Source organism: uncultured Draconibacterium sp., assembly GCF_913063105.1.
Classification (GTDB): domain Bacteria; phylum Bacteroidota; class Bacteroidia; order Bacteroidales; family Prolixibacteraceae; genus Draconibacterium.
Window position 1 is genome coordinate 278,702 of sequence record NZ_CAJXYQ010000005.1, and the last position, 15,832, is coordinate 294,533.

General features: G+C 37.1%; 11 protein-coding genes. All 11 read left to right on the forward strand.

What is annotated here, in order from left to right; genetic code table 11:
• Window positions 1-3 precede the first annotated feature (3 nt).
• The 11 genes from QZ574_RS07190 (at window position 4) to QZ574_RS07240 (ending at window position 15,753) form a co-directional block, all read left to right on the forward strand.
• A complete protein-coding gene (locus QZ574_RS07190; protein ID WP_297088290.1) occupies window positions 4-1,848 on the forward strand; it encodes a DUF5060 domain-containing protein in 1,845 nt (614 codons plus the stop codon).
• A 16-nt stretch (window positions 1,849-1,864) separates the two neighbouring features.
• On the forward strand, window positions 1,865-4,435 hold the full coding sequence (locus QZ574_RS07195) for a hypothetical protein (protein WP_297088292.1): 2,571 nt from the start codon (window positions 1,865-1,867) through the stop codon (window positions 4,433-4,435).
• Between the two features lie 68 nt (window positions 4,436-4,503).
• Window positions 4,504-5,688, forward strand: a complete 1,185-nt coding sequence (locus QZ574_RS07200) for a redoxin domain-containing protein (RefSeq protein WP_297088295.1) — start codon at window positions 4,504-4,506, stop codon at window positions 5,686-5,688.
• A gap of 21 nt (window positions 5,689-5,709) precedes the next feature.
• Window positions 5,710-6,393, forward strand: coding sequence for an SGNH/GDSL hydrolase family protein (locus QZ574_RS07205; RefSeq protein ID WP_297088297.1), 684 nt, complete (start codon window positions 5,710-5,712; stop codon window positions 6,391-6,393).
• Between the two features lie 38 nt (window positions 6,394-6,431).
• Window positions 6,432-7,823: an alpha-L-fucosidase gene (locus QZ574_RS07210; protein ID WP_297088299.1), complete on the forward strand. Its 1,392-nt coding sequence runs from the start codon at window positions 6,432-6,434 to the stop codon at window positions 7,821-7,823.
• Between the two features lie 8 nt (window positions 7,824-7,831).
• The gene (locus QZ574_RS07215; protein ID WP_297088301.1) at window positions 7,832-8,653 is read left to right on the forward strand and encodes an RraA family protein; all 822 of its coding nucleotides are present in this window, start codon (window positions 7,832-7,834) and stop codon (window positions 8,651-8,653) included.
• A gap of 175 nt (window positions 8,654-8,828) precedes the next feature.
• Complete coding sequence (locus tag QZ574_RS07220) at window positions 8,829-10,058, forward strand: MFS transporter (RefSeq protein ID WP_297088303.1); 1,230 nt, start codon at window positions 8,829-8,831, stop codon at window positions 10,056-10,058.
• A gap of 79 nt (window positions 10,059-10,137) precedes the next feature.
• Window positions 10,138-11,589, forward strand: a complete 1,452-nt coding sequence (locus QZ574_RS07225; protein WP_297088305.1) for a sialate O-acetylesterase — start codon at window positions 10,138-10,140, stop codon at window positions 11,587-11,589.
• 67 nt (window positions 11,590-11,656) lie between these two features.
• Window positions 11,657-12,442: a DUF1080 domain-containing protein gene (locus QZ574_RS07230; RefSeq protein ID WP_297088307.1), complete on the forward strand. Its 786-nt coding sequence runs from the start codon at window positions 11,657-11,659 to the stop codon at window positions 12,440-12,442.
• Between the two features lie 83 nt (window positions 12,443-12,525).
• Complete coding sequence (locus tag QZ574_RS07235; protein ID WP_297088309.1) at window positions 12,526-13,812, forward strand: mandelate racemase/muconate lactonizing enzyme family protein; 1,287 nt, start codon at window positions 12,526-12,528, stop codon at window positions 13,810-13,812.
• Between the two features lie 27 nt (window positions 13,813-13,839).
• Window positions 13,840-15,753, forward strand: coding sequence for a glycoside hydrolase family 97 protein (locus tag QZ574_RS07240; protein WP_297088311.1), 1,914 nt, complete (start codon window positions 13,840-13,842; stop codon window positions 15,751-15,753).
• The last annotated feature ends 79 nt before the right edge of the window (window positions 15,754-15,832 follow it).

Consider the following 15,832-nt stretch of genomic DNA (forward strand, 5'->3'; position numbering starts at 1 on the left):
AATATGCGAACATTGATAAAAATACAATATTTCATTATTTCAATTACACTAACATTGCTAGCATCATGTGGCTTAAGTAAACAAGAACATGATGTCGAAATTCATGGAGAACTGAAACAGTGGCATAAGGTTACTTTATTGATTCAAGGACCCGAAACATCGGAATGGGCAGAAAACAACCCTTTTTTAAATTATCGGCTTGATGTAACATTTTCAAAAGGAGATAAAAAATATGTTGCACCTGGCTATTTTGCTGCCGATGGGAATGCTGGAGAAACTTCTGCAAAAAAAGGAAATGTATGGAAAGTACATTTCCGCCCCGATGAACCAGGAATATGGGATTACTCAATTTCCTTTATTTCCGGAGATGAGGTTGCGGTATCGGATAAACCCATAGGAGAACAAACATTAATTTCTAACTTGAAAGGTTCTTTCGAAGTTGATAAAACCAATAAAACTGGTAAAGATTTCAGAGCAAATGGACGTATTGTGTCTAATGGGACGAGATATTTTAAATTTTCGGGGACCAATAAAATATGGATAAAAAATGGTGCCGACAGCCCTGAGAACTTTTTGGCATTTACAGAGTTTGACCAAACCTACAGAAAAGGAGTTAACAAAAGAATCCGAAAGGGCGAAGCAAATCCTAAAGCTCAAATTCATCAATATGAGCCACACTTGGATGATTGGGCAGTAAGTGATCCAACCTGGCAAGAAGAAAAGGGAAAAGGTATTATAGGTGCGATTAATTATCTCGCTTCAGCAGGTGTAAATTCTGTTTATATGCTCACACTGAATATTCAGGGAGATGGTAACGACGTGTGGCCATATTCAGGCTATAACGAGCGTTACCGTTTTGATTGCAGTAAACTGGATCAGTGGGCTATTGTGTTCGACCACATGGAGAGCCTTGGCATAATGAATCATTTTGTGCTTCAGGAAACAGAAAATGAATGTTTGCTTGATGGTGGTTTTACTAATGTTCAACGTAGAGTCTATCTCCGTGAATTAATTGCTCGTTTTGGCCATAATTTAGGCGTAACCTGGAATTTGGGTGAAGAAAATGGTCCTTCAAAAAATTTGCCAATAGGGCAAACTGAACAACAAATAAGAGATATGGCTTCGTATATAAAACGTATCAATCCATATCCCAGTTACATCAGTCTTCATACCCATCACACCAATGCCGGACAGGATAAATTCTTATTGCCTTTGCTTGGATTTCAAGACCTGGATGGTCCATCCTTGCAGGTTCACAAAGCTGTGGACGTTCATGAAAGGGTTAAGAAATGGATTGACGTTTCTAATGTTACCGATAAAAAATGGATGGTTTGTTTAGACGAAATCGGACCTGCTGAAAATGGAGTTATGCCCGATAGTCATGATTTTAATCATGACACAGTGAGACATCATTGTTTGTGGGGAGCATTAATGGCTGGTGCAGCCGGAGCCGAATGGTATTTTGGCTACCGCTATCCGCATAATGATCTGGGGATGGAAGATTTCAGAAGCCGTAAAAATTGGTGGAAACAAACAAAAATTGCTTCCGATTTTTTTGAAACATTACCTGTTCAGGATATGATTAATCGAAATGACCTTGTTCAAAATAAAAGAGCCTATTGCTTTACAAATGAAGGTGATATATATGTGGTGTATTTACCTGTAGGGAATGAATCAAGCAAGATAAAAATAAATTCAAATAAAGAATATTCAATAAAATGGCTCAATCCAAGAGAAGGCGAAGATTTTAATTATGGTACCATAAAAAAAATAAAAGGAAAAGGTTGGGTAAGCATTGGTAAACCAAATTCCGATTTAGAAAGAGATTGGGTTGCCATAATTCAATAAAGATATGATAAAACAAATGAAAGATAGAGATAATATAAATTCTACAAACCCGGCTCATGGTGTAAAATCAAAAGCAGCCGAATATTCAATTCAACTTTTCAAAATGAAAAAACACTTTTTAAAATTAGTGCTGTTGTTAATGGTTTTGAGTGTCATTAGCAATGCTCAACAAGTAGGAAATAAATATGGCACAGTAACCGAAAAAACACCATCAATTCCACAATACTTTTCGTGGTTAAGCCATATGAATGAGGGGATGGAAGAGGCACAGATTATGTCTCAACTCGAATTTTTTAAATGGTTGCACGATGAGTACGGAATGAACCTTGAGATATATGCATTGGATGCCGGAATGATTGATACCTATAAAAAATATGGTACTATGGATTCACCGGAATTCAAAAAGAAATTCCCGAATGGATGGGATGGCTTTGCCGAATTAGCCGACTCTTTCTCTTGTAAGTTAGGTCTTTGGGGAGGACCTGACGGATTCGGAAATACCGAAGAAGAGGAAAATGCGAGGATTGAATTAATGTCAGGACTTTGCCGCGATTATGGCTTGCAGTTATTTAAATTCGATGCTGTTTGCGGACAATTGCGTGACGAAAAACAGGCATCTTTTGCAAAAATGCTAACCGAATGCAGGAAGTATGTCCCGAATTTGATTGCGTTAAACCACCGACTAAACCTGGGGATTGCCAAGCCACATGTAACCACATCGTTGTGGGAACACAAGGAAATGTATGTGGATGTGCAAATCACAAACAATGTGACAGGAACTCACAACCGGGTGGGTGCTTTATCGAGGGGGCTGCCTCCCGGATTAACCCGCTTAATTGAAGACCATGGATGCTGCATTTCTTCGTGTTTGGATTATTGGGAAGATGAATTAATTATCCAGGCATTTAACCGCTCACTTATTTTGGCTCCCGAAATTTATGGAAATCCCTGGTTGCTACGCGATGATGAATATGCAAAATTGGGAAGGATTTATAACCTCCATTACCGTAATCGTGAGATATTGGTAGACGGGATAGTGCTACCATCTGAAAAATATGGAGTTAATGCTGTTTCGAGAGGTGATGGTTCAACCCGGTTTATAACCCTGAGAAACCTTTCGTGGAACCCTGAAACTATTACAGTAGCACTTGATAATGAAATTGGGTTAACCGGGAAGGGTAATATTGAAGTGAGAAGATATCATCCTTCAGAAAAAATTATTGGTGAATTTAAGTATGGAGAGCAATTTAAGGTTGAAGTAGAACCATTTAGGTCTTGTTTATTAATGGTGTCCACAAAACCAAGTAACGAAATAGGTATCAAAGGCTGCAATTATGAAGTTGTAAGGGATACAAAGGATAAACCTGTACTCATAAAGCTTTTAGGAATGCCTGGAAGTAACGCTTCGATATCCCTCGATTCGGGTAACCGCGAATTTTCAAAGGCTTATTTGGATGGAAAAAGTGCAGATAAAATTTTGGATGATAACCTTAAAATATCGTTTTCAGGCAAAGCCTACAAAAATAAATGGCACCGCAAACTTGGAGACCTCGAAGTAATTGATGTGCCCGATGATGCGAAGCAACTATACGAAGCAACATGTTTTACTGCAAGCAATAACATAGTTGAAGCACAATCTTTGAAACGTTCGGGAGAAACCAATATTCCGCAAGTAAAAAAAGCACGGGATACATTTTTCGAAAACGAATATTTTATACGAAGAGGCCTTTGGGATAAATTTATGTTTGATGGTGATTTAAATACCTTCTTTGGTGTTTATCGATATTCCAGCGATCAGGAAAAAGACAAACGTATTGATGGAGGAGCTTTGCGCCTTGACCTGGGTAAGATTGAATCAGTCGATAAAATTGTTATGTCTTCTTTATATCCGGTGGACCGTGAAAATTTGCCACCAGATCATTTAACAGCTGAAGTTTCAACTGATTTAAAATCATGGAAAGAAATCACTTTGAAAAGGGCTGAGAAAAGAGGCAAACAAATAGATGTTTCTTATTTCATGCAAGACGGAAGCTACGAATTATTTGATACTGATGTTTATGATTGGACTTTTGATAGCAAGGAGGAATTAGATATTCGATATATAAAAATCAAAGATGCACCCGACCGTATTGCAGAATTTAAAATACAGGATAATAATCAACAACTAAGTAGTTCAATATGGCAAGCAACACATTTGTTTGCTCCATACGATAGGGTTGTGCCAATAAAGGCGTGGGAAACGAATGTGAAAATTGACAAGGATGCACCTGAAGGTAGTTATTTATGTGTTGCTTTTGAAGGAACGCATGGAGTTAACAAAGCCTTTTCAGCATTGCGAATGGATGGCAAACCTATAGGTTCACCGTTAAGAGCTCCTAGTTTCCCTTTTATTGTGCGAGGAATGGGACCAGAAGAAGTTGATAAAAACAACACCTATTATTTTCCTATAAGCGATGAAATGAAAGGCAAGAAGGTTGACGTGGTTGGTTTACTGCTTAAAGGCGGCGAAACAGATGTGAAACCTCATGTTTGGACCACTTGCTACCCAACGCCTTATGAAATCAGGGAGCTGCGGCTCGAAGAATAAAAGGAGTGAGGGTAATCTATCATATACGAAAATGAATATTACAATTGAATTGTATAAAACAAAATCAAATGAATAAAATAAAAGTTGTATTCCTGTTTTCCTTGACGCTGTTGTTTTTTTCAGCTTGTCACAACAATGGTAAAAATATTGCTGATAAGGATTCAAATAACGGATTTATCTCAAATCCGGTAAAATTGGATCCTCAAGAAGTGGAAATTCTACCTATTGGGTCGGCTGCTCCCGATTTCAATTTGCCAAATTTGAACGGAGAATTTAAGAGTTTAAAGGATTTTAAAAACGCTGAAGTACTTGTGTTGGTGTTTACATGTAATCATTGTCCAACGGCACAGGCTTACGAGGATAGAGTCATACAGTTTACAGATGAATATACAAAAAAGGGTGTTGCAGTGGTTGCTATTAATTCAGCAAGTCCGCTTGGATTAATGTATGGCGAAAGCGCTTATACAGATGTTGATGATTCATACGAGGACATGAAAATAAGGGCAAAGGACAAAGGTTTTAATTTCCCATATCTGTATGATGGGGATTTACAAGAGGCTTCTCTGAAATATGGAGCCATGGCTACCCCTCATATTTTTGTTTTAGACAAAGAAAGGATACTCCGATACCAAGGACGAATTGATGCATATAAAAATCCCGCAGAAGGCAATTGTGAGGATCTGAAACAAGCGGTAGATGAGTTGCTTGCCGGAGAAGAAGTAAGCAATCCTGAGACCAGATTCAATGGGTGCTCTACAAAATGGTCATGGAAAGCAAAACATTCAAAAACACATGCTGAAAAGTGGGCACAACGAGAAGTAATTCTAAATGAGATTGATAACAAGGGAGTTAAAGAGCTATTAGTAAATAATACGGAAAATCTTCAGCTGATAAATATTTGGGCCAGTTGGTGTGGACCTTGCGTTTCAGAATTTCCAGACCTAGTAAAACTACATAAAATTTATGGACGTAGAAATTTTGAATTTATTTCACTTTCTACAGATAAAATCGAGAAAAAGGAAGAGGTTTTAAAGTTTTTAAAAGAAGAACAAGCCGGAGTGAAGAATTATATCTACTCCCAAGAGGATGTATATGAGCTAATTGAGTTGGTTGATGCTGATTGGAATGGTGCACTACCATATACAATTTTAATAGAACCAGGAGGTAACAAAGTTTATAAATATCAAGGGGAAATCGAAATGCTTGAGATAAGGAAAGCAATAGTAGAACATAAATTGCTTGGAAGATATTAATCGAAAAAACATCAGATACAAATGAAATATAAGTTCTTATTTATTATTACTGTTTTTATTTTTGCCCTCAACAGTTGCACAACACATAAGATTACCAGGGAAAAATACGAATGGAGTGATTTCTGGAAAGAAAATGAACCTGACAGGTCAAAACCCAGGGTACTGTTCATAGGAAATTCTATTTTGAAGGGTTATTTCCGTTATACTACGGAAAGGATATCAGATAAAGTTAACTGCGATCGTTTTTCAACTTCAAGAAGTATTGAAGATCCTGTTTTGCTTCAAGAGACAAAACTAGCTATTGGGGATTACCAACACCAAATTATTCATTTTAATAATGGCCTACACGGTTGGCATTTAAGTAAGGAAGAATACCGAAAATGCATGAAACGTTATGTTAAGTTCTTGAAAAGGCATAAATCTAAGGACTGTATCCTTTTATACTCTCTTACAACACCCGTATCATCACCTGAACAAGGTGTAAAACTTGATCCTGTTAGAAACAAAGTAGTGTTGGAAAGGAACGAGGTCGCACTTGAGATCATGGCTGAAAACGGTATTCAGGTAATCGATCTTTACGGCTTGGTTGAGCCAGAACTCGATAAGTATGTCATAAGGAAAGGTGACCTCCATTATAAAAAAGAAGGTTATGATTTGATGGCTGAGAAAATCAGTAAACAGATAATAAGCCTTCTAAAACAATGAATTCAAGAACATTAATTAATTCATCAATTAAATTAAATATGAAAACAAAAATTTTAAATCTGCTCTTTATCATTCTAATCTGTTCAAATTTTGTAAACGCACAGATTAAGAGACCTCCTTATGAATATCCGAAGGATGTAAAGGTTGTACAAACCATTAAAGAGTGGCAAGACTTAAAGTTTGGTCTCTTTATACATTGGGGAACATACAGCCAATGGGGAATAGTAGAATCATGGTCGCTATGTCCAGAAGACCGTCCTAATTTTTCAGTACGACCTGAGGGGATGAGTTATAATGACTATGTAAAAGAATATGAAAAATTAAAAACGACATTTAATCCGGTAAATTTTGATCCTCAAAAATGGGCTGATGCCGCTAAGTACGCTGGGATGAAGTACGTAGTATTTACCACAAAGCACCATGATGGATTTAATATGTACGATACTCAATTTACGGATTATAAAATTACAAGTAAAGAATGTCCGTTTAGCTCAAATCCGAAAGCGAATATTACAAAGGAAATATTTAATACGTTCCAGGACGAAGATTTTGAGACCGGAATTTATTATTCGGTAACCGACTGGAATCATAATGATTTCTGGTGGGATTATTTCCCTCCTGCGAACCGGCAAATAAACTATTCGATAAAGAAGTATCCTGAGAAGTGGAAGAGTTTTAATGATTTTGTTTACAACCAACTTAATGAGCTAACAAACGGGGATTACGGAAAAATTATTGTAACCTGGTTCGACTTGTGTAACTCCATAACCGATGAAGCGAAATTAGATTGGCCACGAATGACCAAGATGCTTCGAGAGAATCAGCCAGGAGTTATTATGGTTGCAAGAGGGGCAAGAGGCCAGAACGAGAACTACCTGACCCCTGAAAAGGAAGTACCGGATAACGTTCTGGATCATCCATGGGAAACGAATATGACAATGGGAGAATCATGGTCGTATGAACCAGGCGAAGAGTATAAATCGGTTTATGAGTTGGTACAAATGCTTGTAAAGATTGTGTCAAGAGGGGGAAACTTTCTTTTGAATATTGGTCCGAGACCTGATGGTGATTTTGACCCAAAAGCATACGATCGTCTTAAAGGTATTGGTGATTGGATGGCGATCAACTCTGAAGCTATATACAAAACAAAACCAGTTGCTCCTTTCTTTGAAACTAAATTGGTTTTCACTAAAAAAGATGATTCCGTTTATGCATTTTACTTGCCCGAGGAAGACGAAAAGAAAATGCCGGCACAAATATCGATTTCAAACATGTTACCAAAGAGCGGAAGTTCGGTTTACCTACTTGGGTATAATAAACCATTAAAATGGTGGAAAAATGGAAAGGGTTTCGTAGTTGAAATACCTAAGAATCTTCAAAATAATCCGGTATGCGATCATGTTTGGACCCTAAAGTTTATTAAACAATAAAAAAACGTATGAAAAAACTAAGCTTAACACTATTCTTATTTATTCTCATAGTTTGTAATTCTTTTGCTCAGGAACATGATTACTGGGGTGGAGTTAATTTTATAGAAACTTCTCTGTACTCCGAAGAAGAAGATTTAGAAATTATAGAAATGTATAAGGAACTCCGCGTGGCTGACGTCGCCGATGGTATGGATATGGTTGGTTTACCTCATACCGGTTTAGTCGACCCGGCAATTCATCCAAACTGGAAAGATCTAGAAGACCTCTCACACATTGTCAGAGGAGTTGCGTTAACAGCAAGGTATGTTCCCACTCAACGCCCCGACCGTCCGCGGGAAGGTCAGGATTTCAAAGAATGGGAATTGGATTTTTATGCCCAATATTCTTCCGAGAAATTTGCGCACATCATCCGAAAAGGATCTGTTGTGGTTATTGATGGAGTTGAAGGAAGAGATATCAGATCGATAGGGTCAAACAATACCTTAATGTGGAAAAGCAGAGGATGTGTTGGTATTGTTACCGATGCCGGTGCAGGAGATACAGATGAATCTGCGATTGAAAAGATCCCTCTTTACTTGCGAAAAAAAGGAAGAGGTATCCGACCTGGACGCAATGAGCTTGAATCGGTAAACCGTCCTGTTGTTATTGGCGGAGTACTGGTTTGTCCGGGAGATATTGTAATTGCTGATGGCGATGGAGTTATTGTAGTTCCTAGAAAGGTAGCTAAGCAAGTAGCAGTTTATGCCCAAGAGATACTTGAAAAAGATAAAATTGGAAGACGGAAATTCTATGATATTCTGGGAATTCCACACGATGATACAGTAAAATAATAGGATAAAATCAAAGCAGAGTAAGTTATTATTTTAAAAGTGAATGAAGGCTGTTTCATTTGCCAGAAATGTTTGAAAGGGAAGAATTAGGAGGATTTATTATGAGAAGTACAGAAGATGAACCCTCTTTGTTAAAAACGCTATCATAAAGATGTCATAAATAAGAATAAAGCTTATGCAAAATTCGATTTCATCAAAAGGAACTACTGGAAAGGTATTTTTCAGCTTAGGATCAATGATCTTCCTGCAATATTTAATGCTTGCAGTATGGTGGGTACCACTTGCTGCATATTTAGCCAATCTTGGATTAAGTGGCTTTCAAAAATCGCTTATTTTGAGTTCAATGGCTATTGGATCCATGACTTCTCCTATTATTGGGATGATAGCAGATCGATATTTTGCCAGTGAAAAAGTACTTATTGTGCTTAATTTTTTTAGTGCGATCTTTTTGGTTGCTGCTGCTAATATCCAGAATCCAAATTTGCTATTTGTAATTCTTATTCTGATTATGTTAGCTTATATGCCTACCTGGAGTTTAACCAGCTCCATTTCAATGGCGCATACTTCAGCAGAGCAGTTCCCAAGAATCAGGGTTTTTGGATCTGTTGGTTGGGTTGCTTCAGGGTTGTTTAGCCTTGTTGCTGTGCAGGTATTTAATGTTGAAATATTTGATGGAAGTAAAGCTCCATTTTATTGCGGTGCAGCCATAAGTATTATCGCAGCTTTACAAAACCTGACATTGCCTTCAACCCCTCCTGTTGCAAAAGGAGAAAAAGCGACTATAATTGACACCCTTGGTTTCAGGGCTTTTTACATGTTGAAAGATCGGAATTTTTGCATATTTATGATTCTATCCTTTCTTTCCATCATCCCATTCTCTTTGTATCATGTTTTTGGTTCCGAATTCCTTCAAAGTCAGAACTTCCAATTCATAACATTTACAATGAATCTGGGACAAGTAGTTGAAATTTTTTTTATGATCGTAGCCACAACAATTATTGTAAAAGCAGGTATAAAATGGGCCTTGATAATCGGACTTTTTGCCCTGGTGTTGCGATATCTATCTTTTTATTTTGGCGGCATTTTAAACGAAAACTTGTTCTACATACTTGGGATTCTGGTACATGGAGTGATATTCGGCTTGTTGTATGTTGGAGGTCAGGTATATACTGATCGAAAAGCGCCTAAGGAGTTGAAGGCTCAGGCGCAAGGATTCCTGGCTTTTATGGTATGGGGGGTTGGTCTTTTTTTAGGCATAATTTTCAACGGATGGTTAATTGGTTACCACAGCAGGAGTGTCGACAACATTACAAAATACAATTGGGATGCAATTTTTGGACTATCTGGCTTGATGTCGGTAATAATACTCTTTCTTTTCATTATGTTTTTTAGAAACGAAAAATAAAGAAAAGCATAGTGTGTTTATTTTTAGTGTACTAAGCAAGTTTGAATGAATAAAAAACCATTAAGTAATAAACTTTAAAATGAAAAAAACGGGTTCGTATATCTTATTAATTATTATAAAGCTCTTGCTAATTCAAACAGTGAATGCTGAAATAAAACTACCTGCTATAGTTTCGTCAAATATGGTTTTGCAGCGGAACACCACTATAAAATTATGGGGATGGGCCGATGCTAATGAGAAAATCTCAATCAAGACTTCGTGGTTAAAAAACAAGATTAAATTACAAACTGATAATGACGGGAACTGGTGTGTTGAGATGAAAACCACTGGAAGCAAAGAACCTCAATCGATTATAATAAAAAGTAATACTTCGGAAATTAGATTAGATAATATATTATTTGGAGAAGTGTGGATTTGTTCAGGACAATCTAATATGGAACAGCCATTAAAAGGTTATGAAAGACAGCCTACTTATGGCTCCAACATGTCTGTAGCAAAATCCTTCAATCCAAATTTACGTCTTTTCACTGTTGAAAGATATGCTTCGAAAAAACTTTTAAAGGAAATAGAAAAGTATCGACCATGGCAAGAAGCCTCGCCTAATAATGTATTGGAATTTAGTGCTGTTGCATATTTTTTTGGGCAACAGTTACAGGAAATATTAGATGTTCCGGTTGGGTTAATACATAATGCCTGGGGAGGTAGTTCGATTCAAGCTTGGATGAGTACTGACGTTTTAAGTGAATATCAACAAGTGGATATTGAAAATCTGGACATTACAAAACAGACAAATAAGATTCCCACAGCATTGTTTAATTCTATGTTAAATCCATTAATTCCGTATACAATTAAAGGTATTCTATGGTATCAGGGCGAATCTAATCGTCTTGAACCAGAAAACTACAAAAAATTATTTCCGGCTATGGTTGGTGATTGGCGAAAACAATGGGGAATTGGCGATTTCCCGTTTTATTATACGCAGATAGCTCCATATATGTATGGTAATAATGAGGTATTTAACGATCCAAATAATTCAGCATTTATTCGCGAATCACAATTAGAATGCTTGGAGTTGATTCCAAACTCAGGAATTGCAATAACAATGGATATTGGTGATGATTATTGCATTCATCCACCAAAAAAGAAGGAAGTAGCCGACAGGTTATTATTTAATGCGCTCAACCAAACTTATGGCTTTAAAACGGTAGACCATGCAGCACCAATTTATGACTCAAAAGAAGTGAAAGATAATGGGATAATACTAAAATTTAAATATGCCGAAACAGGGCTCTTTTCATTTAATGGTTTGCAGGGATTTGAAATTGCAGGTGAAGACAAAGTATTTTATCCCGCGAATGCCAGAATCGTTAAAAATAATCAGGTATTTGTACAAAGTGATAATGTGAGTAACCCAATTGAAGTAAGGTATGCCTGGCGTAACTGGGTAATTGGCACTCTTTACGATGTTAATCTTCTACCTGCGTCATCTTTTAGAACAGACAATTGGGAAAATGCAAGCCGTGCAAAGTAGTTGATTTTATTGCTACTTGTTGAGCTTTAGACATATAAGTTTTAAAAACTATAACAAATAAAATAGTATGAATAGGGTAATAATAGTATTTATTGTGTTTGCTGCCATTTCTTGTAACATTTTGCAAAAGAAGGAATCGAAACAAGAATGGAGAACATTATTTAATGGGGAGAACCTTGATGGTTGGGTCCCTAAAATTCAACACCATGAAACGGGCGATAATTATGCAAATACCTTTCGTGTAGTAGATGGAAAAATTCAGGTAAACTATGATGATTACGGATCATTTGATGATCGTTTTGGACATTTATTTTTTGATGAATGCTTTTCGTCTTATCACCTTAAATTCGAATATCGGTTTACTGCTCAGTGGCAAGAAGATGCTCCCTGGTATACTTTCAGAAATAGTGGAGTAATGATTCATAGCCAGGCACCTGAGACAATTCTTAAAGAACAGAATTGGCCAATTTCAATAGAATACCAAATTCTGGCTGAGGAAGAAGAAGGCACACCAAGACCAACCGCTAACATGTGTTCGCCAGGAACCGAGGTCGACTTTGAAGGAGAAATTGCTCCGCAACACTGCCTTAATTCTTCTGCAAATACATATAAATGGGACGAATGGTGTCAAGGAGAAATAATTGTTTATAGCGACTCTTTAATAATTCATATTGTAAACGCAGATACTGTTTTACAATATTCAAATCCTCGAATTGGTGATAAAGTGAATAGAATTGCCATTGCAGACCCGGCAATTAAAATTGATGGAAAACCTTTGACAGAAGGATACATAGCTTTACAATCTGAAGGTCACGGAATTGAATTCAAAAATATAAAGATTAAAGAACTTTAGTAGTTGGATCCCAAATGGAAAACATTTCGCGAGATGGAACAATCCAGAATTGGATTTTATAACAAAACAGAAAAGGATAATCAATGGTAAGCAGGCGTAAATTTGTTACTGGATCAATTGCGGGAGGAGTGTCGTTATCTTCGATCCCTTGGCTATCTGGTGCTTTAGGTTCATCAACAACCTTAAATGCAGACCTCCATTATAAATATGCTAAACTTGATGCGATTCTTCACCAACCCGTTTTAAAGAAGGAGTTATTTACAACGCCCGTTATTATTGAATCAGTAGAACTTTTGAGGTTTGAAGGAAGTTTCTTATGCCGGGTTCGTTCAACTGACGGAGCGGAGGGTATTTCTGTTGGACATGCCGAATTGCGTACTCTATACCCAATTTTCCTTAACCGGCTTCGCTCATTTTTTATAGGTCAGGATGCCCGCGACCTGGATTTAATTTTAGAAAGGGTTTTTGTTTATCATTTCAATTTCAGGTTTAATGGTATTTCGTTAGGTATCCCTTTGGCAACCATCGAATTTGCTATATTGGATATGCTTGGTAAAATCGCTAATAAGTCTGTAGGGCAATTAATTGGGGAAATACATAACCCTGAAGTTGGGGTTTATATTTCTACAGAGCAACGCCATTTACCACTTGAAGAACATTTTGCACACATAAAAGAAACAGTGGCTGAATACAATGTCAATGCTGTAAAAATAAAGATAGGTTACCAATATGCCGGTACCAAAGACATTCATTATTCTGGACTTCCGGGTAAAAGCGAAAAACTGATTCCGCTGGCACGTGAATATTTTGGCGATAATTTCACGCTTTATGCTGATTCAAACGGTTATTATGATGTAGGAGGAGCAATAGAAATTGGAAAGTTGCTTGAAGAGTACAATTATGGTTTTTTTGAAGAACCTGTAAAGTATTGGCATTTTGAAGATATCAAAAAGGTTGCTGATGCTTTGGAACTACCAATTGCTAATGGTGAACAGGATCAGAGTTATTATAATTTTCGTTGGCTTATAGCTAACGATGGTATCGAGATCGTTCAGCCTGACCAGTTTTATTTTGGTGGTTTTATCCGTTCCATGAAAGTGGCGCTAATGGCAAATGCATTTGGGAAAACATGCGTGCCTCATATGTCACCGGGTGGCTTAGGCTATTTATACGCGATCCATTTTGTTTCTGCTATACCCAACGCTGGTTTGCATATCGAAACACGCGGAGTTGAAACCCATGTGCCCTTTGAATGTGAAACATCGCCTTTGAGTATTGTAAATAGTAAAATTAAAGTGCCAATAGGTCCTGGATTGGGTATTGAGATTGATCCCGATTTTATTAAAAAGCATACTGAAGTAAAAAATTGACAATTGAAAAAAAATAAAGAATTCAATATGAAAATACAAAACTTGATTATAGCACTTGTGTTCATAGGATTATTTAATTCATGTTTAAAAACGAAAACCTATATTCTAGAATCACCAAATGGAGAAATTCAACTTAGCCTAAGCAACATCGATAATTCATGTGGATTGACCCTTAAAAAGAATAAGTATACAATCATTGATAGTTCATACCTTGGACTACAAGTAAACAAGTTAGATTTTTCTAAAAACGTTTCGATTGAAGGCTTTTCAAAAAGTACTGTTGATGAGACCTGGGAAACCGTTAATGGGAAACAACAAACAGTTCGCAATTATTACAATGAATACAAAGTACAAGTAGTCAGCCAGAACATAATCCAAGCTTCATACGAAATAATTTTCAGGCTTTATAACGATGGATTTGCCTACAGGTATAATTTTCCTGAGCACTGCTTTAAGGATAGTATTTTAATCGATAAAGAACTTACGCACTTGAATATCAATGGTGATTTTACGTATTGGGCATACAATCGCGAATACCACAACCTTGGTCCGGCAAACAGGGCAGAAGAGGTAAATGAAGAAGTTCTGATCCCGATGGTTATGAAACTGGGAGACAATGGTTATATGGCTATTCATGAAGCTGAGATTATTGAATTTGGACCATTATCGATTAATGCTGCTGCTGCTGATAATTCGCTGGGTTTCAATATTGATTATTCGGCAAGGGATAAAGGTTTTAAAACATCCTGGCGCACATTTATCCTTGGCGATAAAGTTGGCGATTTGGTGGAATCTAATATGTTAACCAATTTAAATGAACCTTGTAAAATAGAAGATACATCGTGGATTAAACCCGGAAAGTCGTTATGGGACTGGCGAGTGTGGGGATATCAGGCAGAAGATGGATATACCTATAAGCTAGATACAAAAACACATAAAAGATTTATTGATTTTGCTGCCGAGAATAATATTCAATATCTCCTCATAGACGCAGACTGGTATGGTGAAGAGTTCAACGAGAAGTCAGACCCAACAACTGCCAGAAAAGATATAGACATTGAGGAATGCATGCGATATGCATCTAAAAAAGGAGTTGGTGTAATTTTATATTTAAACGATGTAGGAGCAAAGCAATTTGGGCTCGAAAGAGTATTGAGACAATTCTCTGACTGGGGAGCATCAGGAGTTAAATATGGATTTATGACCGGGACACCGGAAGAAAAGGTCTTACATACAAGAAAGGTTGTTGAGCTATGTGCTAAATACAGACTTACTGTTAATTTCCATGATAATCCAATTGCACCTAGTGGTGACCGAAGGATGTACCCAAATTTATTAACGAAAGAATACGGACACGCTCAGGCTGATGCCAAGCGTTCCTATTACCCTGAGACGGCGGTTAACCAACCACTGATTAATATGATTGCCGGGCCACTGGATTTGACCAATTGCTGGTTTGATTTAAACAGTGCACATTCGCGTGTAAAAGTATTTCAGGAAATTCCCGGAACTGTTTCAGCCGAGGTAGCAAAGCTTATAACCATTTATACAGGCATGATGATTTTGCCAGACAGCCCGGAGGAATATCTTAAAAAAGACGATTTATTTGATTGCATCCGAAAAATGCCAGCTCAATTTGACAGTTTCAAGGTGCTTGACGCTGAGCTTGATAAATATGTGAGTATCGCACGTAAAGCGGGTGACGACTGGTTTATTGGCTCACTTACCAACCGCGACCAAAGGAACCTTGAAGTTGATTTAAGTTTCCTTCCCGAGAATCAGAAATTTGAAGCAGTGATTTATTCAGATACAAAAGATACCCATTTTTTGGAGAACAAGGAAGCATATCAAATAGAAACCATGGAAGTAGAAAATGGTACTAAGCTTAACATTTATCTTGCACCTGGAGGAGGGTGCGCAGTATACTTGAAAAAATTATAAAAGAGGTATGAAGCTTTTTTACAGCATCAAATAATCTGGTGCAGGAAAGGTGTAAAGGGAATAATAAACATTGATTAAG